Consider the following 21736-nt stretch of genomic DNA (forward strand, 5'->3'; position numbering starts at 1 on the left):
GATTCCTGAGCTCCCGGCGTTTTATAGCTCGTGTGTATATCCGTTGCTGCGGTCACGGCTACTTAGGGTTCCGCCAGCCGCCGTTACAAAAAACGGATATACACACAAACCTCAGAACAAAAGATCAACCTCAAAGCCACCATCATTGATCAACCGTCCTCAACCCCGCCCGGGTCGATTTGCCCAAGGCATCGCTGAAAAAACGGCTAGCCTCCGAAATCATCGTGCGATGAATATCCTTACGATCAACGCCATCAGCATCAGTACACAACGCAGGCATCGCAACAATCTGCTCATCAGTACACGGCGCCAAAAACACAAAATGCCCCGCCCCCGCCAGCGTCTTGAAATCCGGTGCCGTGGGCAGTTTGCGAGCCAACGCTGCAGCATTCTTATCAAAGGCCACCAGCTTGTCCCCATCCCCGCTGTACAACAACACCGGCACATGCACGTCAGCCAGGGTATGACGACCGAACTTCAAGCTCAACGGTGCCATGAGCAACAACGCCCGAACGCGAGGGTCGGACACGGGCTGCAGGTCGTCACGGTCAGCGATCAGTTCACCCTGGGTGTTACAGGCGTCACGGTCATCCGGCCGCTCCTGGCAGTAATGGCGCAGGCGATTGAGGTCCGGCGTCGCACCAGACAGGATCAGCGCAGTTTCACCACCGGCGGAATATCCGATCACCCCGACCTGCCCGGCATTGACGAACGGTGAGAGCATCGGATCATTCAGCGTCGCGGTGATCGCTTCGGAAATCTGGATCGGCCGACCGTACAGGTTACTGAGGGTACCGAGCCGGCTGTGATCCTGGGCGTTATCACCAGGATGAATCACCGCCACCACCACAAACCCCTTGCGCGCCAGGGCGGTGGCCAGGTCATGCAGGGCCAGCGGTGTGCCGGTGTTGCCATGGGACAGCATCAACAACGGAAAGCGGCCGATGGCGATCTGCGCCTCTGGTGCGGCGTCGATCTGGTAGCCGCCCAACTGGCTGGACTGTTCCTTATCGATGGAGGGATAGAAAGCAATGGCGTGCATGGGCTGCTGATCCAGCGGATCGAGAAAGCTCAGCTCATGGAAACCGGCGCTCCAATGCGGATGCGGTGCCGGCGCGGCCTGCACCGAACCCAGGCTGGCGAGCAAGCACAGCAGTAGCCCTGCACCAAGACGTGTCATCGATTCTTATCCTCACCAGCAGAGAGAGGCTCTTGTCGCTCGCCGATTTGGTCGCGCATAACCTGTGCCAAAAGGCTGATGCCAGATGCAGGAAAACTCCGCACCCTGGCCATTCATGACGACCAGAATACAGAGTTTTCCCAAGGTTGCCCGAACGGGCTCGGTGTTTTTACACAAGCCTTACGCAGCGGCGAACTGCTCGCCAATTTGCGCCTTGGCTTCGCTCATGGCCTTGGTGCGCATGTCGTCACCGTAAGCCAGGCCCTCGGCGCGGACGAACTCGATGTCGGTGATTCCCAGGAAACTGAACATATGCTTGAGGTAGTCCTCATGGGCCACGCCACTGGGTTTGCCAGAATGCAGGCCGCCTGCGGTCGAAACAATCACCAGCTTCTTGCCACCGCACAGGCCTTCATAACCGCTTTCAGTGTAGCGAAACGTCTGCCCGGCCACCGCGATGCGATCGATCCAGGCCTTGAGCTGGGTCGGAATGGTGAAGTTGTACATGGGCGCGGCGATGACCACGGCGTCTGCTGCCAGGAATTCGGCCATCGTGGTCGTGCTGAGCTCAGCCTCGTGTTGTTGGGCGGCGTCGCGCAGTTCAGCGCTGGTCCCGGCGGCGACCAGGGTCTGGGCGGAAAAGTGGCTGATGGCGTCGGCGGCCAGGTCACGGTAGGTTACGACCACGTCCGCCTCGGCGGCTTGCCAGGCCTGGACCACTTCACGGCTCAATTGGCGAGAAGCGGAATTGTCGCCAAGGATGCTCGAATCGATGTGTAAAAGTTTCATATGTGTGCTCTCCAAGTGAGGATCGCGACCTGGCGATCAATTGCGGACAATCCTATCGATGAAACCAATAGTCGATAAGACGGCAAAAATGCGATAGTTCGTTCCACTGACAGGACAATCGAGCCCGGCATGCAAGACCTCAACGATCTCTACTATTTCGCCAAAGTCGTCGAATCCGGTGGATTCGCCGCCGCCGGGCGCCTGCTGGGCATCCCCAAGTCGCGGCTTTCCCGGCGTATCGCCGAGCTGGAAGCACGCCTCGGTGCCCGCCTCCTGCAGCGCACCACCCGCCAGTTGAAACTGACGGCTGTCGGCGAGCGGTATCTGCGCCATTGCCAAGCCATGCTGCTGGAGGCCGAAATGGCCGACGAGGCGGTGGCGAGCATGTCCAGCGAGCCCCGCGGGCGCCTGCGGGTATCGAGCCCCGTGGGGTTGGCCCATCAGGTTCTGCCGGTAGCGATCAGCGCCTTCCTGGCCAAATACCCCCAGGTACAACTGGAAATGATCCTGGTGAATCGCCGCGTGGACTTGGTAAGTGAAGGCATCGATGTCGCCTTGCGCGTGCGCGATGTGGGCGACGAAGACCCGTTGCTACTGACCCGGCGCTTGCGCCAGGCGCGCCTGATCGTGGTCGCCAGCCCGGCACTCATCGAAGGACGGCGGATCGAAACCCCAGAAGATCTCAAGCAACTGCCCGTGCTAGGAGCGCTGGAGGCTGATCGCCTGGTACACCTGCGCCTGCTCAATACCGATGGACAACGTGTCGAACTGGCCCTTGAAGCACGCCTGGGCATCGATGACTTCGTCGTGCGTCAAGCCTGTGTCCTCGCTGGCCTGGGTTTTACCTTATTACCCGGCATGTATTGCGAGCAGGAATTGCAGGACGGCACACTGGTGGAATTATTGCCCGGATGGTCGCTGCCCGATGGTTGGCTGCAGGCGGTCTACCCGCATCGTCGCGGCATGCTGCCGGCGGTGCGCGCATGGATCGACCATCTGGTGGAAGCGTTTGAGAGCTGTGGAGATAGAAAGCTATGAGTTTGAGCGAAGAGGATGTCGCGCGGTTTTGCCTGAGTTTGCCCGGCGCCCGGGAAGACTACAAATGGGGCGGCGTGCGGGTGTTCTCCGTCGCCGGGAACAAGATGTTCGCCCTCCAAGGCCTGCGCGGGGATTCGTTGGCGTTCAAGGTCGACAAGGACTTGTTCCTCGGTCATTGCGACCGCCCGGGTATTCATCCGGCGCCTTATCTGGCACGGGCCCAGTGGATCATCATGGAGGTGCCCTACCCGCTGGGTGCCGAAGAACTGCGTGGCCTGCTGCAACGCTCTCACCAATTGGTGGTCAGCAAATTGCCCAAGCGCGTGCAGATCGGGTTGCTGCTCTAGAACAAAGTCAGCAGACGCCCCAGGAACAGCTGGTCAATCCAGAACACTTGGTGCAGCAGCACGATGAACCAGAACACCACCTGGAACGACACTTTGCGGGTCTTGTGGCGAAACAGCTGCTGGGCCAGCAGTGCCCCCGGCCAACCACCCGCCAGCGCCACGGCATGCAACACGTTCTCTGGAATGCGCCAGACGTCGGCACGGGCCTTACGCTTGTCGCTCCAGTACAGCAGAAACGCCACCAGACTGACGAGCCCATAGGCTGTCATCGGCACCCAGGACACCGCTCGCACGCCGAGCAAAATCGACCCGAACAGCGGCAAGGCACACAGCAGCGCAAACACGATCAGCTTGAGTCGCAGATTCTGCACGGCCCCATTGGCGTTGCGCGCGGCGTGTTTGCGGGCGCCCGGATCGGTCATGGCTTGGCAGCCGTCCAGTCCACCCAACCGAACTGCCAGGTGGCCAGAATCAGCAGGCCGAAAGCGATCCGGTACCAGGCGAACACCGCATAGCTGTGGCTGGCGATGAATCGCAGCAGGCCTTTGACCGCAATCATGGCGAAAATGAACGCGGTGACGAAACCGATGGCGAACACCGGGAAGTCCGCCGGAACGAATAGCTCCCGGTACTTATAGCCGGAGTAGACGGCCGCCCCGACCATGGTCGGCATCGCCAGGAAGAACGAGAACTCGGTCGCGGTCTTGCGCGACAGCCCGAACAACAACCCGCCAATAATGGTCGCGCCTGAACGGGAAGTGCCGGGGATCATCGCAATGCACTGGGCCAGACCGACTTTCAGCGAATCCTTCCAAGTGATCTCGTCCACTGTTTCGGCGTGCACCTGGTGCTGGCGCTTCTCCGCCCAGAGCATGACCAAGCCACCCACCACCAGCGCCGCGGCCACGGTGATCGGATTGAACAGGTATTGGTGGATCAGGTCGGCAAACAGTACGCCCAACACCACGGCCGGCAGGAAGGCGATCAGCAGGTTGGCGGTAAACCGACGGGCGCTGGGTTGAGTCGGCAGGCCCAGTACCACGTCGAAGATTTTGCGCCGAAACTCCCAGACCACGGCCAGGATCGCACCCAGCTGGATGATAATGTTGAACGCCATCGAACGCTCGCCGCCAAACTCGAGCAAGTCAGCGACAATGATCTGGTGCCCCGTGCTGGAAATCGGCAGGAACTCCGTCAAACCTTCTACCACGCCAAGAATCAGTGCCGAAAAGGCGGTCCACAAATCCATTCATCCCCCAAAAAAGACCTTGTTTGTGCAGGTCTCATTTAATATTCAAGTGTCGTGCAGGTACGCGCAGCGGGTGCAAGATAACTGCGACCGCGCGAAAAAAACCAATGAAAAATCAACTAGGGCTCAGGTTTTGCGCTGCGGGGCCGAAATCCTATCAGACAAGCCCTGATAACGCTGCCGCGTTATGACTCAGGTCAATTACGGATAACTGCCGGGCGCTACAGTGCCGGCCGTCGTTATGACAAGAATAAAAAACCGGAGTGACAGCGTATGAATAGCTTGCGCAGTGTGTCGATCAGTCGACGCTTGTGGCTCATCTTGGTCGTGGCCATCGTGATGTTGTTCACGTTAGGCGCTTTTATGCTTAAACAGATCCATACCGACCTTTATCAAGCCAAGGTGCAAAAAACCCAGCATGTGGTGCAGACCGCCAATGGCGTACTGACCTACTACCATGGCCTGGAAACTGCCGGGACCCTGACCCGCGATGCTGCACAAAAGCAGGCCCTCAGTGCCGTGCGTGGCCTTCGCTATAACCAGAGCGACTATTTCTGGATCAACGACCTGACCCCGGTCATGGTCATGCACCCGACCAATCCGAAACTCGAAGGCCAAAACCTCTCGGCCATTCGCGACCCAAACGGCTTTGCGCTGTTCAACGAGATGGTCGCCATTGCCAAGGCCAAGGGTGCCGGCATGGTTAATTACCTCTGGCCGAAGCCGGGCGCCGAGGCGCCGGTGGAAAAAACCTCCTACGTCCAACTGTTCGAACCCTGGGGCTGGATCATCGGCTCGGGCGTGTACGTGGATGACGTTCAGATTGAATTCCAGTCTCAAGTGATCAAGGCCTCGGTGATCGGACTGGTGATTACCCTGGTCATGGCACTGTTATTGACCCTGATCGTGCGTAGCATCGTTCGCCCCCTGCAGGAAACGGTCAACGCCATGGCCAACATCGCCAGCGGCGAAAGCGACCTGACCCGGACCCTCGACACCCACGGCCAGGACGAGGTGACTCAACTGGCGCGGCATTTCAACGCCTTTACCGCCAAGTTGCGCCAAGTGGTGACGCAGTTGCAAGCCTCGGCCGGCGCGCTGGGGCAATCCTCCAACGAGATGGGCAACGACGCCGCCCAGGCCCAGGAGCGCAGCCAGCAGCAGTCACAGCAAATGGAACTGGTGGCCACCGCGATCAACGAAGTGACCTATGGCGTGCAGGATGTGGCGAAAAACGCCGAACACGCCGCCAGTGAGATGCGTGACGCCGAATCCCAGGCCCAGCAAGGCCAGGTCAATATCGACGGCAGCTTGCAACAGATCGACCGCCTCTCCCAGACCATTGACCAGGCCGTGGAAGTGATCCGCACCCTGGCGAGCGAAAGCACCCAGATCGGCAGTGTGCTGGAGGTGATCCGCTCCATTGCCGAGCAGACCAATCTGTTGGCCCTCAACGCCGCCATCGAAGCCGCTCGCGCCGGTGAGCAAGGCCGGGGCTTTGCGGTAGTGGCCGATGAAGTGCGGCTGCTGGCCCAGCGCACGCAAAAATCCACCGCCGAAATCCAGGCGATGATCGAACGCCTGCAGAACCATTCCGAAGCCGCGGTGAAAGTCATCAGCGACAGCAGCCGCGCCTCGCAGTTGACCATCGAACAGGCCGGCCTCGCGGGTGCCAGCCTCAGCGCTATCGGCCAGGCCCTGCGTAACCTCAACAGCCTGAACGCGTCCATCGCCAGCGCCACCCTGCAACAAGCCCATGTGGTGGAAGACATCAACCAGAACGTCACCCAGGCGGCGGGCCTGTCCCACAGCACCGCCGTGGCGGCCGAACAGTCCAGCCTGGCGAGCACACGCCTCAAGGCGCTGAGCGAAGAGTTGAACGGGCTGCTCAAGCAGTTTCGCGTCTAAGTGGGAACTGTTGTGATTCATTATGGCGAGGGAGCTGCTCCCGCTTGAGTGCGAAGCACTCACAAAAAAGGGGCCGCTACGCAGCCCAGCGGGAGCAAGCTCCCTCGCCACGGCACATTCAGCATTGATGTTGGAGCTGCCCACGCCATAACGTTTACAATCCCCGCCCTCTTTTACTTCCCCAAGGAACCGCCATGTCCGGGCTTGAACTGTTTGCCGCAGCCCTCGGCGTGATTGCTGTCTGGTTGACCGTCAAGCAGAACCCCTGGTGCTGGCCCATCGGCCTGGTCATGGTGCTCCTGTACAGCTGGATTTTCTTCGAGGTGAAGTTGTACTCGGACATGTTGCTGCAGGTGATCTATGCCGTGCTGCAACTCTATGGCTGGTGGCAATGGACCCGCGCCGGACAGCATCACGAGGGACGCCAGGTGACGCGCCTGGGCGGGCCATCGGTGCTGCTCGGCCTGGCCATCGGAGCCGCGGGCAGCTTGCTGCTGGGCGCTGCCATGGCGCACTGGACCGACGCCGCCCAGCCCTGGCTCGACGCCGCGCTCACCGGTTTCAGCCTCGTGGCTCAGTGGTGGATGGCGCAGAAACGTGTGCAATGCTGGCCACTGTGGATCGCCCTGGACATCATCTTCGTTGGGCTGTTCATCTACAAAGGCCTGCACCTGACCGCCGCGCTCTATGCCCTGTTTACCCTGTTGGCAGTGCAAGGTTGGCGCGAATGGCGTGCCGACCCGGCCCTGCGCGCATGAAAGTGGTCGTGCTGACCGGCCCGGAATCCAGCGGCAAAAGCTGGCTGGCGGCGCAACTGCAGGCGCATTTTGGCGGTTTGCGGGTGGACGAATACGTTCGCCACTTCATGGAGCAGACCCAGCGTGATACCTGCCTGGATGACATCACCGACATCGCCACCGGCCAATTGGCCTGGGAGGACGCCGCCCGTGCCCGTCAACCGGCGTTGCTGGTCCTCGATACTCATCTACTGAGCAATCTCCTCTGGAGCCAGACCCTGTTTGGCGACTGCCCAACCTGGCTCGAACCGGCCTTACTGGCGCGCCATTACGACGTGCACCTGCTGCTGAGTCCTGAACAGGTGGAATGGACCGGTGACGGCCTGCGTTGCCAGCCTGCGCTGGAGGAGCGAATGAAGTTTTTCGAAGCGCTCAAGAACTGGCTGGTCCGCCATCAGCAACCCCACCAGGTGATTGAAGGTAATTGGGCGCAACGGCGAGAGCAGGTGTTTGCAACCGTAACCCGCCTGCTCCAGTCCTGACCCTCTCCCACCGGCTGTGCTGTTTCACTCCTGATACAGCTTAACCGCGTCAAACCCGGCCCCAGAGCGCATCAACGGGATTGTCATCACTGTTGTTAACTTACTGAAACACCCTTCTTGCAGGCCTTGTTCCCCAGCCAAGCGATAGCGCACGGCCATTAGCTGTAGCGAGCCCCGTCTCACGGATGAAACAGATCCGCATCGCTGGCGCACTAAAAAACCACAAGCCATTGATTCTAAAAGTGTTTAAAAACCCGGCACAACACCTGCTCTGCCTCTCATCGCAACGCTGGACCAGGGCCAGCCCACCGAAGAAGGAATCGATGCCGTGGGGACTTTCGAGAGAAGTTTGACTTGTCTGCTGTTGATCGGCTGCGCTGCCAGCGCAACGTTCAGCCTGCCAGCACAGGCCGAGGGCAACGGCGTCATTGTGCTCAACCGTGACGTGCAACCCATTCACATCGGTCGTAATGGCGGCAAAGACCCCTACCCGACTACCGTCAGCGCCAACCCATCCGATCGAATCAATCAAGCGACCACCAGCACCGAACTGAGTGACGGCGAATTCGCCAGCGTCGCCAGTGGCTCGTCGATCCGCAACACCTTCAACCCGAACACAGGCGTGCAGGGCCTGAATGTCGTCACCAACCCCAACGGCATGCCGGGCATGAACGCCGGTCACGGTGGCGGCAGCGGTGGCGCGATCTCCGGCACCATCAACCGTTCGCTGAGTTCCGGCCTGGCCCCGCTGGGTCGGCTGGCGGGAGGGCAATGACATGCAGCTCTCCCTGTTGCTACTCGCCCTGCTCGGCTCTTCCATTGCGCTCGCCGATCAAGGCGTGGCGGTGATCAATAGCGCTGACCTGCAGGATTCCGGCAGCCACTACACCGGCAACTTCAACGTCAACCAGGCGGCTGGCGACCAGACCCAGCAGACCAATACCCGGGCCATCGCCATCGGTACCCACGCACAGGTCACCACCCGCGTGCACCAACGCCTTGACACGCAGGCCAACCCGTCCATGAACGCAACCGCTCGTATTGGCGGCAACACCTTCACCAACGGCAACGGAGTACTGGGCGTCAACCAGTCCGCCGGGGCCAATAACCAGATGGCCAATGTCATGCGAGTGGGCATCAGCGCCCATCCGCAGAGCATTGACGACAGCGCCCTTTCTCAACAGAACGTGGCGTTGCTACCAAGCTCAGGAGCAACTGGCACCCCAACCGGCAGTCGCCAGGTCGTCACCAGCGACCAGGCCTTCACCGGCAGCCGAGGGGTCATCCAGGTGAACCAGAGTGCCGGGGTGGGGAACCGAATGGCCAACACCCTGAGCATCCGGGTCGCTGACTGACCCGACACAGCAAGCATAAGAAAGTACTGACACTTAACCAACGACACGCAAGGAGAAACACCATGAAACCTACAATGGCACTCAAACCATTGGTTTTTGCTCTCGCCGCTGTCATGGCAATGGCTGCACAGGCTGGAGGAAACGGTAACAACAATGGTCATGGCAACGGCCATGGCAATGGCCATCAGCAAGGGCCAACCCTGGACCAACTGTTGTCAATCAGTGCCGGCGCCGGGGCCACGGTGCTGGACGAGCAGAACAGCGACGGCAACGTAGTGACCAACCAGGCCACCCGAAACACCGCTGAAGCCACTGACTCACTCAATGGCAGCAACGGCAACATGGGTGCCAACATCGCGGGCGGCGATGGCAACCAGCAAGACAACGCCGCAGCCCTGGCCACGGCTGATGAAAGCTTCATCTTCGGCTCGGCTGTCGCCATGTCCAGCGCCACGCAAGTCAATAACAACAACTACGTCAAAAACAACTCGACTCAAAACAACGCTTCGATGAGCAATGCGGGCAACGATGGCTCCGGCAACATCGGCATCAACGTGACCGCCGGCAACTTCAACCAACAGAAAAACAACCTGGCCATTGCTGTATCGGGCGGCCGTGTCGCACAAGCCTCTGCCGCAGCCGACCAGTCCTCCACCGGCCTTGTCGTTGACAACAAAGGCGTGCGGACCTACAAAACCGACACCCTCACCAGCACCTACGCCGCTTCTGGCACCTTCAAGGCCAAGGGTACCGGCACCGTCGAAGACGACGACCACGGTGGCTGGGGCAACAAAGGCGGCTACGGCGGCGGTCACGATGACGACAAGTTCAAGTTCTCCGCCGTGGGTACTTTCGAACTGGCCGGCAGCAACACCCAGCAAGTGCTGACCCGCGACGGTTGGAAAAACCCTGTGATCAACAACGCAACCATGACCAACTCCATGAACGGCTTCTCCGGCAACGGCGGCGCCAACGTGTCGGCAGGCGTGGGCAACCAGCAAAGCAACTCGCTGTCCATTGCAGCCGGCTGCAAAGCCTGCATGTAAGCGCGCATGAAACGAAGCCCCGGAAACGGGGCTTTTTTTCCAGGGTTCCCTCAAGGCGTATCGATCATGCATACGATTGCCCTTTCCCTGCTGCTCTGCATGGCCTGCGTAGCTGAAGCCGCGCAGATGCCAGTCGCCGCCCTGCCTGGCGGCATGCTGGTCTACAAACCGGTGCAAAGCGTACGCGAGCGCAAGTTCAGCGACATCGTCGAACAGAAAACCGATTTCAGTTGCGGTGCCGCCGCGCTGGCCACGGTGCTGCGCCAGGCCTATTGGCTGGACGTCGATGAAGAACAGGTCATCAAGGGCATGTTGGTCAATGCCGACCAGAACCTGGTTCGCACCCAAGGGTTTTCCATGCTGGACATGAAACGCTACGTGGAAACCATCGGCATGCGCGCCCGGGGCTACCGGATACCGCCTGAGAAACTCGAGGCGGTGACTATTCCGGTGGTGGTCCTGATGGAAATACGCGGCTACAAGCACTTCGTGGTGTTGCAGCGAGCCGACAAGCAATGGGTCTACATCGGCGACCCGGTGCTAGGTCACAAACGTTACTCCCACGAGGATTTCGTCAAAGGCTGGAACGGCATCGTCTTTGCCATCGTCGGCCCGGGCTATGACAAAACCAACGCATTGCGCAGCCCTCCACAACCGCTGACAGCGCGTAACAAGCTGGACGGCTTCAACCCGGTCAAGGATGCAGAACTGATGGATTTCGGCTTCATACAGAGCGACTTCTTTTAATCGCCGACCACTGCCAACAACAATAAGTACCACAAGGGGCAGGACGCTCCGGGAGCAACACATGAAAACTTCACACTGGCTGTCGCTCGCCTGCCTGGCTGCGACCGTCTCGGGCTATGCCCATGCCGGATTCAAACCCATCGAAGTCAAGGACCAGGAGCTCGCCGAGCTGCGTGGTCGTTATGTCATGCCCGGCCGAGTCATCAGCTTCGGCATCGTCATGAGCAGCACCTGGCGCAACGCCAGCGGCGACCTGATCGGCGCGAGCAGTTCCATGCAGATCCAGGCTGCCACCGTCAAACCCGAGTTCTACGTCTCGACCATCAAGCAGACCGGCAACGGCAGCGTCCCGGAACAGGGCAGCGGCAATATCACCGGTGGCGCGGGCCTTGGCACCGGCCAAGGCGTGACCCAAAGCGTACGGGCCGCCGGCGACGGCAACACCGCCTACAACAACGTCAGCATCAACGTGAAGGAGAGCAGCCACGCACCCGCATTGGCGCCGTCCCAAGGTCAGTTGCTGACCAAGGGCCAGACCATCAGCGGCAGCAACGCTGCCGGCAGCGTTGCGGTCACCGCCACCGGCAGCGGTGTGCAGATGGCGATCCAGGCCAGCCACAACCAGGGCAACGCCCTGCAACAAGTCGCCCAGGGTGGCTTGTTGCAAAACACCCGCCTGCTGGGCAACAGCAATCTGGTCAACAACATGACGCAGCTGAACGTGGTGCTGAACAATAACGGCCCCAGTGCCGGCGCACTGGACTGCAACCTGACCCAATTACGCGGCCTTCGTAACCTCGGTTATTGAACTACGCTGATTTGCGACCATTGGGCAAATAGGGACGGCATATTTCATGTATCGATCCGTATCGTTGCGCGCTGTAATGTGTTTAAGCACGTTGTTCCCGGCGACCGTGTTGCAAGCGGCACCGGACGCTGACATCGAGGCTCTCAAACAGGAACTTCTCGAGCTCAAGCAACGATACGAGGTCCAACAAAAAGCCCTGGCGGTACTCGAACAGCGGGTCCGACAGGTGGAGGACCAGCCCGCCGTCCCAGCCCCCAAGCGCTTGGCCAAATCTCCGGCCGACATGAAGGGCAACCAGACCGTGGCCGGCAGCGGTGCGGCAGCGGCCGGCGGCAGCGGCTATGGGCAATCCCTGGCCGATGATTCTCAACCGGCCCAGAGCGTCTCCAACCTCTATGACGAAGCCAGCGGCTTCTTCGGCGGCGGAAAATTCAGCTTCGAAACCGGTGTGACCTATTCGCGCTACGACACGCGGCAACTGATTCTCAACGGTTTCCTGGCCCTGGATTCGATTTTCCTGGGCAATATCAACCTCGACCGGATCAAGGCCGACACCTGGACGCTGGATCTGACCGGCCGCTATAACTTCGACAATCGCTGGCAGTTCGACCTTAACGTGCCGGTGGTCTACCGCGAGTCCACCTACCAGTCGGGAGGCGCCAACAATGGAGCCGCTGGCGTCACCAGCGAAGAAACCGTTACCCGCGATCCCACCATCGGTGACGTCAACTTCGGCGTCGCCTACAAATTCATGGATGAATCGATCAACACCCCGGACGCGGTGGTCACCCTGCGCATCAAGGCACCTACCGGCGAGGAGCCGTTCGGCATCAAGCTGCGCCAATCCCAGGCCAATACCAACCTGTTCGTGCCTGACGAGCTGCCCACCGGCAACGGCGTCTGGTCGATCACGCCTGGGCTCTCGCTGGTCAAGACCTTCGACCCGGCTGTGCTGTTCGGCAGCCTGTCCTACACCCATAACCTAGAAGAGTCGTTCGACGATATCAGCTCAACCGTCAACCAGAAGACACCGGGCAAGGTGCGCATCGGCGACAGCTTCCAGATTGGTGCGGGCGTCGCCTTTGCCTTGAACGAGAAGATGAGCATGTCCTTCTCGGTTTCTGACCTGATACAGAAGAAGAGCAAGCTCAAGCAGGACGGCGGGGATTGGCAGTCGGTGGTCTCCAGCGATGCGAATGCCGGCTACTTCAATATCGGCATGACCGTGGCAGCCAGCGACAACCTGACCATCGTGCCCAACCTGTCCATCGGGCTGACCGACGATGCGCCGGATTTCACCTTTAGCCTGAAGTTTCCGTATTACTTCTAGCGCAAGATCAGGGCCTGACAGGCCCTTGTGGGAGCGAGCTTGCTCGCGATAGCGGGGTATCAGTCACAATCATGTCACTGAACGACCGCTATCGCGAGCAAGCTCGCTCCCATATTTATGGAATGTGCAAGGCAGGCTTGGCTTAGCGAATTTGATGCTTGTGCAGCAGACGATAAAAAGTCGGCCGGGACACACCCAGCACTCTGGCCGCCACGCTGAGGTTATCGCTATGGCGATTGAGCACGTCGCTCAACGCTTGGCGCTCGGCGCGGGTCTTGTAATCCTCGAGGGTGCCCATCGGTGCAACGACACCGTGCGGGCTGGCCAGGCCAAGGTCGCGGGCTTCGATCTGCCGCCCTTCGGCCAGCACCAGGCCGCGACGAACTCGGTTGGCCAGCTCCCGTACGTTGCCCGGCCAATCATGCTTGCCCATGGCCACCAACGCATCCTCACTGAAACTTCTAGGCCGGCGGCCGGTTTCCTGGCTATAGAAATGGGAAAAGTGCCGGGCCAGCATCGACAAGTCGCCATGGCGTTCACGCAAGGGCGCCATGGCCACCTGCAGCACGTTCAGGCGATAGTACAAATCCTCGCGAAAATGTTTGTGTTCGATGGCCGCCTCCAGATCCACATGCGTGGCCGCCAGTATCCGCACATCGACTGCAATCGGCTGGCTGCCACCCACCCGCTCAATATGTTTTTCCTGCAAAAAGCGCAGCAGATTAGCCTGTAGCTCTAACGGCAAATCACCGATTTCATCCAGAAACAGCGTGCCGCCGTGGGCCGCTTCAATCCGCCCGATTTTGCGCTGGTGAGCGCCAGTGAAAGCGCCTTTTTCATGACCGAACAACTCGGACTGGATAAGGTGCTCCGGGATGGCGCCACAGTTGATGGCGATGAAAGGTTTATTGCGACGATGAGACTGGAAATGCAGCGTGCGCGCCACCAATTCCTTACCGGTGCCACTCTCGCCTCGAATCAACACCGGGGACTCGGCAGGCGCCAGTTTGCTCAACAACTTGCGCAACTCGCGAATCGGTTTGCTATCGCCCAGCAGTTCATGTTCGGGCTGATCAATGTGAATTGAACCCTGCCCTCGCAGGCGGGCCATGCCGAACGCCCGCCCCAGCGTCACCTGGACCCGGGAAACGTCGAACGGCAAGGTATGGAAGTCGAAGAACCATTCGCAGACAAAATCACCCACGTTTTGCAGGCGCAACACTTCCTGGCTAAGCACGGCGATCCACTCGGTGCCGCTGCGGCTGATCAGTTCCTTGACCGCTTCCGGGCGCTCCAAGTGAAAAGGCTGCAACCGCAAGAGCCCCACGTCGCAGGTTCGATCGCCAGCGTGTTCGAGCGAGCAGCTGTCGACATCCCAACCGATAGTACGTAGACCGGGCAATAGGCGATGACAATCATCGCAAGGATCAACCACGAGCAGACGACGCGACGTACTGACTTCGAGCATGACTGATCCTTGGCGCCAAAATTAAGAAATATGAGTAGAAACAGTCGTTTGGCTAACCTGCATGTAACAGTAGCAAGAACTTGACACATCCTTGTATCAATTGATTATCGACACTGCCCCAAAGTGGTTATAAGCAACCCGTTCGTTAGTTACCGCCTCTTAAATCTTTCATGGAGCTTTCAAACAAAAGCCGGCGAGCCTTGTCTGAAAGAAAGTCGAAATTTATTTGAAGATTGTGTGACCTGTCCCCCTGTTGAGGGCATCAGTACAAGTAACCAGCCGCACGGTACGCCCAACCGGCGGCAGATCATTTGATTGGGCACACTTAAGAGAAAATGCCATGAACGCCCCGCTCCGTATCAACGAAGCTCTTTTGATTGCCGACCGCGCATTCCGTCCTTTTCAATGCGTGGCCTGGGCTCCACAAGACGGTAACGGCGAATTGAGCCTGACCGTCATCGACCGCACCAATACTCATATTGGCCGCACTCAGATTCCTAGCAGCGCCTATACCGACCCTGCCCAACTGGCCATCCTGTTAAAACAGGCCCGTGCCGAATTGAGCCAGGAAGGTTACAAACTGCAATCCTGGTCCATGCCTGAATAACACGCTGTGGCAGCCGGTTATTGATTGAAGACTTGGTATTGGGTCGAAAAGCCATCGTTATGGCACGAATCGCCCCTGCATCTGTAGAACCTGACAGTTGTGCACTGCCGCATTCAAGGATTGAATGTTGCCCTCATGCAGACGTCGCGCCCTCCCGGCCCGGTCGACGCGCAAGGAGAGGCATGCATGCTCGATCAATCCGCGTTTGCGCTTCCGATGGCCGCGGCTCACGCCGGGCAGCTTGATCCAGGCTTTGCCAGTAGCGGTAAAGCCTGGGTTCATTTCGCCAACAGCACCTCGAGCCGGACCACTGGGCTGACCATTGACCGCGCTGGGCGGATCCTGGTGGCGGCCAGGGTCGATACGGCCCACGGCAGCCGGTTCGGGCTGGCACGGCTCAATCATGACGGCTCGACCGATCCGAGCTTCGGAAGCCGCGGCTGCGTCATCGGCTCTTTTGAACACGACTTCGAAGCAACCGCGGGCAAAGTGATTGAATTGCCCGACGGGCATATCCTGTTGTCAGGCCTGCATTACGAAAGCACCGACCACACCCTTCCGGCCCTGGCGCTGTTCGACCCCCAGGGCCGTGCCGTCCACAGCTTCGGCAACGTCGGGCGACAGGTCATCCGGCTCTGCGGCAATCTCTCCCAAGGCCTGCGCGACCCATGGCTGCCACCCGGCGTACCGGGCCTTGAAGCCTGTGACATGTGCGTGCAGGACGACGGCCGTATTCTCCTGCTGGCTAACCATCATTACCAATTGTCTGACCATGTCGGCGTCCTGATCCGCCTGTTGCCCGATGGCGCATTGGATATCTCGTTCAACAGTCGCGGCTTTGTGATGGTCCGGCGTTTACTGAAAAACACCTGGCTGGGCTGCCTGACACTCCAGGCCGATGGCAACATCGTGGTCGGCGGAGCCATCGACCTGCCCCAGCATGGCTTGATGGCCCGCTACGATCCCTGCGGCAAACTGGATGACAGCTTCGGCGAGGACGGCATGCTGGCGATCATGACGCAAGGACACAGCGTCATGATCAGCCAGGTCGTCCAACATAAAAACGGAGATTTGCAGGCGTTCGGCAGCAGCCGCGATCCGATGCATTGCCTCTCCCTGAAAGTAAGCCAGGACGGCAGGCCGGACCGCCACTGCAATCAGGGACAATGCCAGCTTCTGGAGATTGCAAACAACGCCAGTCAATGGACCGCAGCCCACGTCCAGCCCGACGGAAAACTGCTGACCGCTGGCGCCACCATTGGCGGTATCGAGGCCGACTTCGTGCTGGCCCGACATCTGCCGGACGCCAGCCTTGATCCGGATTTCGCCCAGGGCAAAGGCTGGGTCCGTACACGCATGGGTTACAGCCTGGACACCGCCACCACCCTCGCCGTTCAGGCTGACGAAAAAATCCTGGTAGGCGGCTATTCGCTCCATGGCAACTATCGAGCAGTGGTTGCTCGGTATTGGGCATGAGCAGACCGCGCCGGCCAGTCGCTATACCCCGTGCCCGGCCTCTTGCGCTTCCTCAAGTGACGTTGATATGAACTAAAAGCCCGCCATCAGGCGGGCTTCATTCATGCCTTCGAAGTGACGCAAAACCGCAGCACGAATATGCCCGCCAAAGCGGCCAGCGTAGAACCGGCCAAAACGCCCACCTTGACCTCATCAATCAAGAGCTGAGAGCCGGGAAATGCCAGGTTGCCTATGAACAAGCTCATCGTGAAACCGATCCCGCACAACAGTGACACTCCATATACCTGTCGCCACGAACTGTGAGTCGGCATTTGACCCAACCCTGTCTTGATTGCAATCAGCGCGAAGGTGAAGACGCCTATTTGTTTACCGAGCAGCAACCCTGCAGCAACGCCCAACGGTACCGGGTCAAGCAGATTGCCGATAGATACCCCAGCCAGAGACACACCGGCATTGGCGAAACCAAAAATTGGCATGACGACGAACGCAACCCAAGGCGACAGTTTTTGTTCCAGCCTGAGGGACGGTGACGCCGCTTCATCGGCGTCTTTGTTCAGCGGTATGCAAAATGCGAGTGCAACGCCCGCCAACGTCGCGTGTACGCCTGACTTCAGTACCAGCACCCACAACAACACCCCAAGTAACAGGTAGGGCAGCAGCCGGATGACCCCTGCCTTGTTCATGATGAGCATTACAGCGATAACACCCGCCGAAGCCGCAAGCATGGTCACATCCAGGCCGGCGGTATAAAACACAGCGATAATTGCGACTGCACCCAAATCATCCAGGATGGCGAGGGCAGAGAGGAAAATCTTCAGCGATATCGGCACCCTGCTGCCCAGCAGCGAGAGCACGCCCAACGCAAACGCGATGTCGGTGGCTGCCGGAATGGCCCAACCTGCCAACGTCTCAGCGGAGTGTCTATTGATCCAGGCGTAGATAATTGCAGGAACAGCCATCCCCCCCAGCGCAGCGAATCCCGGCAGCGCCCTCTGGCTCCATTTGGCCAACTCACCTATCTGCATCTCGCGCTTGATTTCAAGGCCTACCAACAGGAAGAACACTGCCATCAACGCATCGTTGACCCAGTGTTCCAAGGACATTCCCAAAAAGGTGGCATGCAGTGCACTGGTGTAAGTCGAGTAAAGGGGGCTGTTGGCCACGATCAGCGCGGCGAGCGCTGAAAGCATGAGCACGATACCGCCCGAGGACTCGGACCGCATGAAGCGTTCCAGCCGCGTGGCCGTGCGCGAACCACCGCCTTGAGTTGAGCTATTCCCCATTATTTCCTCCCATAATCCAATCTGCACCGGATTCTACTCAATACTCAGGCGATTCGTGTAGTTGTCTTATAACTTGTCGGAACAATGCTGGCCGAGGCGCAATCCCTGGCTGACTGCGCGCAGGCAAACCCACTGTGCAAGCGGGCCTGCTCGCGATGGCGGCAGTTAAGCGATGTAAATGCTGGGCATGTCTGCGGCATCGCCAGCCGCGGCGGCTCACGCAAGGGATGTGCTTGATGCTTATCGAGCCAGAATGTAGCGCTCTATCGCCAAGGCAGCGCCATCTTCGGTAACGGCTGCGGTAATGACATCGGCCTGACGCTTGATCGCCTCCTCCGCCTGCCCCATGGCAATCGACAATCCCGCGCGATGGAACATCGCCGGATCATTACCACCGTCGCCCATGGCAGCTGTTTGCTCCAGCGGCACATCCAGGAACGCCGCCAGGGTCGACAGCGCTTCGCCTTTGTTGGCCTGCATCGCTGTCACATCCAGATAGATCGGTTGCGAACGCGATACCTGGGCCTGGCCCTTGAGCAGCGGATGCAACCGCGCCTCCAGCTCCACCAATAGATCCGTGTTGGCACTGGTGGCAACGATCTTGTCGATACGCTCCAGGTAGGGTTCGAAGCTGTCGACCTGCACCGGCGGATAGCCCAGGCCCCGGGTTTCAATCGGAACCATCGGCCCATTGGCGTCACGCACCAGCCAGTCGCCGTCGGCAAATACCCAGACCTCAATGCCAGGTTGATCGGCGTACAACGCCAGCGTGGTCAGTGCGGCCTCAGGTGGCAGGTAATGCACGGCCAGGAAACTGCCGTCAGGATGAACCAGCGTACCGCCATTGAACGCCGCCGTGGGCAGGTCGACGCCCAGGGCCTCGATCTGCTGCAGCATCGCCCGGGGCGGCCGCCCGGTGGCCAGGCTGAACAGCACACCAGCCTCACGCAATGAGCGAACGGCTTCGACGGTGCGCTGGTTGAGGCTGTGGTCCGGCAGCAGCAAAGTGCCGTCCATGTCACTGAGCAAGAAGCGAATGGGGTACTTCACCTGATCACTCATCCGAGGCCATGCCAGACGCGGCCGTCGCGGGTCAGCAGGTCATTGGCGGTCGATGGACCGTCTTCACCGGCCTGATAGGGCTGGACCGTGGCGTCCTGCTGCCAGGCATCGAGGAATGGTTGTACGGCGCGCCAGCCGTTTTCAATGTTGTCGGCGCGCTGGAACAGCGTTTGATCACCGGTCAGGCAATCGTAGATCAGGGTTTCGTAACCCGTGGACGGCTGCATTTCGAAAAAGTCCTTATAGGCAAAGCCCAATTCTATGTTCGCCATGTCGAGAGCCGGCCCCGGCCGCTTGGCCAGCAGGTCGAACCACATGCCTTCATTGGGTTGAATCTGGATTCTCAAGTACGTAGGTTCCAATTCGTCGACCTCGGTATCACGGAACTGCGCGTAAGGTGCCGGCTTGAAGCAGATGACGATTTCCGTATCCCGCACGCTCATGCGTTTGCCAGTGCGCAGGTAAAACGGCACACCCACCCACCGCCAGTTATCGATCATGACCTTGAGGGCGACATAGGTTTCGGTGCTGCTGTCGGAGGCCACATTCGCTTCCTCACGATAGCCTTTGACCGCCTTGCCTGCGACTTCACCCGCTGTGTACTGGCCTCGTATGGAGTTGGCGCGCGCCTGTTCCAACGACCAAGGCCGGATAGCTCCGACCACCTTGGCCTTTTCGCCGCGTACCGCGTCTGCACCAAACGCTGCGGGCGGCTCCATGGCCACCATCGCGAGCAACTGGAACAAGTGGTTGGGCACCATGTCCCGCAGGGCGCCGGTGTGTTCATAAAAACTGCCACGGGTTTCCACGCCGACGGTTTCGGCAGCGGTGATTTGAACGTGATCGATGTAGTGGTTATTCCAGAAGGCCTCGAACAAACTGTTTGAGAAGCGGCTGACCAGAATATTCTGCACCGTCTCCTTGCCCAAGTAATGGTCGATCCGATAGATCTGTTTCTCGCTCATGACCTTGAGCAGGCAGGCGTTCAGCGCTTCTGCGGTTTGCAAGTCGGAGCCGAATGGCTTCTCGATCACCACCCGCCGGAAGGCATCCTCCTGCTCCTGAAGCAATCCGGCCGCGCCAAGGCGACTAACCACTTCACTGAAAAAGCGCGGCGCGGTCGCCAGGTAGAAAACCGCATTGCCGGTGCCGCTGGCGGCGATTTTCGCCGCCAGCGCCTGATACGTGCTGTCATCGAGAAAATCACCCTGGACGTAGCTGATGCCCGTGGCCAATTTGGCCCACAGCACCGGGTCGAGCGCCCGGTCGGCATCGCCGCCCTTGTTCGCCGCTTCGTGACGGATGAAGTCCTCGAGTTTCCTGGCAAAGTCCACATCGCTTATGGCGTTGTGGTCGACCCCGATGATCCGCAGCCCATCGCCGAGCAAACCATCACGACTGAGGTGGTAAAGCGCCGGCATCAGCAGGCGCTTGACCAGATCACCATGGGCACCGAACAGGAACAGCGTGGTCGGCGGCGCGGGTTCTGCCTTGGATTTGCTGCCGATCGAGGTCATTTTTTAGGCGTCTCCACGTGGCCGCCAAAGCCGAAGCGCATGGCCGAGAGCATTTTGTCGCCATAGGTGCTTTGCTGGCGCGAGCGGAAACGGGCAAAGAGCGAGCTGGACAGCACCGGGACCGGCACCGCTTGCTCAATGGCTGCCTCGATGGTCCAGCGCCCTTCTCCGCTGTCGGCGACCTCACCGGAAAAACCGTCCAGTTGCGGATCGCTGGCCAGTGCGTCGGCAGTCAGGTCCAGCAACCAGGAGGAAACCACACTGCCGCGCCGCCAGACTTCGGCGATATCGGCCACATTCAGGTCGAAACGTTGTTCCGGCGGCAGGCTTTCACTGGCTTTGGTCTTGAGGATGTCAAAGCCTTCGGCGAAGGCCTGCATCATGCCGTATTCAATGCCGTTGTGAATCATCTTCACAAAATGCCCGGCGCCCGCCGGGCCCGCGTGGATGTAGCCGCGTTCGGCACGGTCGTCGTCGGACTGACGGTCGCGGGTGCGCGGGATATCGCCCATGCCTGGCGCCAAACTGGCGAACAGTGGGTCCAGGCGCTTAACCACTTCGGCGTCACCACCGATCATCATGCAGTAGCCGCGTTCCAGTCCCCAAACGCCGCCGGAGGTACCGACGTCAATGTAGCTCAGGCCTTTTTCCAGCAGGGCATGGGCGCGACGGATGTCGTCCTTGTAGTACGTATTACCGCCGTCGATGATCACATCGCCTGGCTCAAGCAATCCGCTGAGGACGGTGATTGTGTCCTCCGTGGGCGCCCCCGCCGGCAGCATGACCCAGACCGCCCGCGGTTTCTCGAGGCCGGCGACCAACGCAGGCAGATCGGTTACGCCTGTGGCGCCTTCCTGGCTCAGGTTTTCGACAAAAGCGGCATTGCGGTCATAGACCACGGTGGTGTGCCCATTGAGCATCAGGCGCCGCGCAATATTGCCGCCCATGCGGCCCAGTCCAATAATCCCGAGTTGCATGTACTGATGCTCCCTACTACAAATAAAGGTAAGACAAAAATTTAGCTCGTACGACAGGTGGAGGTTAGTCCAGAGCATTGCTGCATAGTTTCCGGGTAATTCGAGCGATCACAAGGGATAACGCTCAAGATCCGGCCGAAGACACAGCGACCATGAAAAATAAAAAAGTTCCAATCACAAGCAAAAGAAATCAGAATCGGCGCCGATAGTAGAGGTGTCGACCAAAAACTGGCGGCATCTCTATAGTTGATGTAGCCATTTGCGAGGTGA

22 protein-coding genes are annotated in these 21736 nt (G+C 59.5%); 13 read left to right on the top strand and 9 right to left on the bottom strand.

Annotated elements, in window-relative coordinates:
* Positions 1-142 precede the first annotated feature (142 nt).
* Together QNH97_RS15225 and QNH97_RS15230 are read right to left on the bottom strand one after the other, a co-directional pair.
* Positions 143-1180, bottom strand: coding sequence for an alpha/beta hydrolase family protein (locus tag QNH97_RS15225; RefSeq protein ID WP_283552743.1), 1038 nt, complete (start codon positions 1178-1180; stop codon positions 143-145).
* 180 nt (positions 1181-1360) lie between these two features.
* Positions 1361-1969 (bottom strand): FMN-dependent NADH-azoreductase, encoded by a 609-nt coding sequence (locus QNH97_RS15230; protein ID WP_283552744.1) that lies wholly within the window; start codon positions 1967-1969, stop codon positions 1361-1363.
* 129 nt (positions 1970-2098) lie between these two features.
* Here QNH97_RS15230 and QNH97_RS15235 point away from each other — a divergent pair, with 129 nt between their 5' ends.
* Together QNH97_RS15235 and QNH97_RS15240 are read left to right on the top strand one after the other, a co-directional pair.
* Positions 2099-3007: a LysR substrate-binding domain-containing protein gene (locus QNH97_RS15235; RefSeq protein WP_283552745.1), complete on the top strand. Its 909-nt coding sequence runs from the start codon at positions 2099-2101 to the stop codon at positions 3005-3007.
* Entirely contained in the window at positions 3004-3354 is a 351-nt protein-coding gene (locus tag QNH97_RS15240; RefSeq protein ID WP_283552746.1) for an MmcQ/YjbR family DNA-binding protein, read from the top strand. The genes QNH97_RS15235 and QNH97_RS15240 overlap by 4 nt, the downstream gene beginning before the upstream one ends.
* Here the strand turns inward: QNH97_RS15240 and QNH97_RS15245 are convergent.
* Positions 3351-3776: a DUF1294 domain-containing protein gene (locus QNH97_RS15245; protein WP_283552747.1), complete on the bottom strand. Its 426-nt coding sequence runs from the start codon at positions 3774-3776 to the stop codon at positions 3351-3353. The two genes, QNH97_RS15240 and QNH97_RS15245, sit on opposite strands and share 4 nt — an antisense overlap.
* The gene (locus QNH97_RS15250) at positions 3773-4603 is read right to left on the bottom strand and encodes an undecaprenyl-diphosphate phosphatase (protein WP_283552748.1); all 831 of its coding nucleotides are present in this window, start codon (positions 4601-4603) and stop codon (positions 3773-3775) included. The genes QNH97_RS15245 and QNH97_RS15250 overlap by 4 nt, the downstream gene beginning before the upstream one ends.
* A gap of 273 nt (positions 4604-4876) precedes the next feature.
* Between QNH97_RS15250 and QNH97_RS15255 the strand changes: the two genes are divergently transcribed.
* From QNH97_RS15255 to fapF, 9 genes are all read left to right on the top strand, one after another.
* Positions 4877-6511 carry a methyl-accepting chemotaxis protein gene (locus tag QNH97_RS15255; protein WP_283552749.1) on the top strand — a complete coding sequence of 545 codons (1635 nt, stop codon included), beginning with the start codon at positions 4877-4879 and terminating at the stop codon, positions 6509-6511.
* A gap of 194 nt (positions 6512-6705) precedes the next feature.
* Positions 6706-7269, top strand: a complete 564-nt coding sequence (gene pnuC, locus QNH97_RS15260) for a nicotinamide riboside transporter PnuC (RefSeq protein ID WP_283552750.1) — start codon at positions 6706-6708, stop codon at positions 7267-7269.
* The gene (locus tag QNH97_RS15265) at positions 7266-7790 is read left to right on the top strand and encodes an AAA family ATPase (protein ID WP_283552751.1); all 525 of its coding nucleotides are present in this window, start codon (positions 7266-7268) and stop codon (positions 7788-7790) included. The genes pnuC and QNH97_RS15265 overlap by 4 nt, the downstream gene beginning before the upstream one ends.
* A gap of 328 nt (positions 7791-8118) precedes the next feature.
* Positions 8119-8565 carry a functional amyloid chaperone FapA gene (gene fapA, locus QNH97_RS15270; RefSeq protein ID WP_283552752.1) on the top strand — a complete coding sequence of 149 codons (447 nt, stop codon included), beginning with the start codon at positions 8119-8121 and terminating at the stop codon, positions 8563-8565.
* Between the two features lies 1 nt (position 8566).
* Positions 8567-9145 (top strand): fibril amyloid subunit FapB, encoded by a 579-nt coding sequence (fapB, locus tag QNH97_RS15275; protein WP_283552753.1) that lies wholly within the window; start codon positions 8567-8569, stop codon positions 9143-9145.
* 62 nt (positions 9146-9207) lie between these two features.
* On the top strand, positions 9208-10191 hold the full coding sequence (gene fapC / locus QNH97_RS15280; RefSeq protein WP_283552754.1) for an amyloid-like fimbrin subunit FapC: 984 nt from the start codon (positions 9208-9210) through the stop codon (positions 10189-10191).
* A gap of 66 nt (positions 10192-10257) precedes the next feature.
* Complete coding sequence (fapD, locus tag QNH97_RS15285) at positions 10258-10938, top strand: fibril amyloid maturation endopeptidase FapD (protein ID WP_283552755.1); 681 nt, start codon at positions 10258-10260, stop codon at positions 10936-10938.
* A 61-nt stretch (positions 10939-10999) separates the two neighbouring features.
* The gene (fapE, locus tag QNH97_RS15290; protein WP_283552756.1) at positions 11000-11746 is read left to right on the top strand and encodes a fibril amyloid subunit FapE; all 747 of its coding nucleotides are present in this window, start codon (positions 11000-11002) and stop codon (positions 11744-11746) included.
* Positions 11747-11792: 46 nt separating this feature from the next.
* Complete coding sequence (gene fapF, locus QNH97_RS15295) at positions 11793-13076, top strand: fibril amyloid transporter FapF (protein WP_283552757.1); 1284 nt, start codon at positions 11793-11795, stop codon at positions 13074-13076.
* 142 nt (positions 13077-13218) lie between these two features.
* Here fapF and QNH97_RS15300 read toward each other — a convergent pair whose 3' ends face one another.
* On the bottom strand, positions 13219-14544 hold the full coding sequence (locus tag QNH97_RS15300; protein WP_283552758.1) for a sigma-54 dependent transcriptional regulator: 1326 nt from the start codon (positions 14542-14544) through the stop codon (positions 13219-13221).
* A gap of 340 nt (positions 14545-14884) precedes the next feature.
* On the opposite strand from QNH97_RS15300, the gene QNH97_RS15305 reads away from it, so the two are divergent.
* Together QNH97_RS15305 and QNH97_RS15310 are read left to right on the top strand one after the other, a co-directional pair.
* Positions 14885-15151: a hypothetical protein gene (locus tag QNH97_RS15305; protein WP_283552759.1), complete on the top strand. Its 267-nt coding sequence runs from the start codon at positions 14885-14887 to the stop codon at positions 15149-15151.
* Positions 15152-15337: 186 nt separating this feature from the next.
* Entirely contained in the window at positions 15338-16627 is a 1290-nt protein-coding gene (locus tag QNH97_RS15310) for an NHL repeat-containing protein (protein WP_283552760.1), read from the top strand.
* A 101-nt stretch (positions 16628-16728) separates the two neighbouring features.
* Here QNH97_RS15310 and nhaA read toward each other — a convergent pair whose 3' ends face one another.
* The 4 genes from nhaA to gnd form a co-directional block, all read right to left on the bottom strand.
* Positions 16729-17910 carry a Na+/H+ antiporter NhaA gene (gene nhaA, locus QNH97_RS15315; RefSeq protein ID WP_283557494.1) on the bottom strand — a complete coding sequence of 394 codons (1182 nt, stop codon included), beginning with the start codon at positions 17908-17910 and terminating at the stop codon, positions 16729-16731.
* Between the two features lie 240 nt (positions 17911-18150).
* Positions 18151-18972, bottom strand: a complete 822-nt coding sequence (locus QNH97_RS15320; RefSeq protein ID WP_283552761.1) for an HAD family hydrolase — start codon at positions 18970-18972, stop codon at positions 18151-18153.
* Positions 18969-20489, bottom strand: a complete 1521-nt coding sequence (gene zwf, locus QNH97_RS15325; protein ID WP_283552762.1) for a glucose-6-phosphate dehydrogenase — start codon at positions 20487-20489, stop codon at positions 18969-18971. Before zwf ends, QNH97_RS15320 begins: the two co-directional genes overlap by 4 nt.
* Positions 20486-21466 (bottom strand): phosphogluconate dehydrogenase (NAD(+)-dependent, decarboxylating), encoded by a 981-nt coding sequence (gnd, locus tag QNH97_RS15330; protein WP_283552763.1) that lies wholly within the window; start codon positions 21464-21466, stop codon positions 20486-20488. The genes zwf and gnd overlap by 4 nt, the downstream gene beginning before the upstream one ends.
* Between the last annotated feature and the right edge of the window lie 270 nt (positions 21467-21736).

Source organism: Pseudomonas sp. G2-4, assembly GCF_030064125.1.
GTDB lineage: Bacteria > Pseudomonadota > Gammaproteobacteria > Pseudomonadales > Pseudomonadaceae > Aquipseudomonas.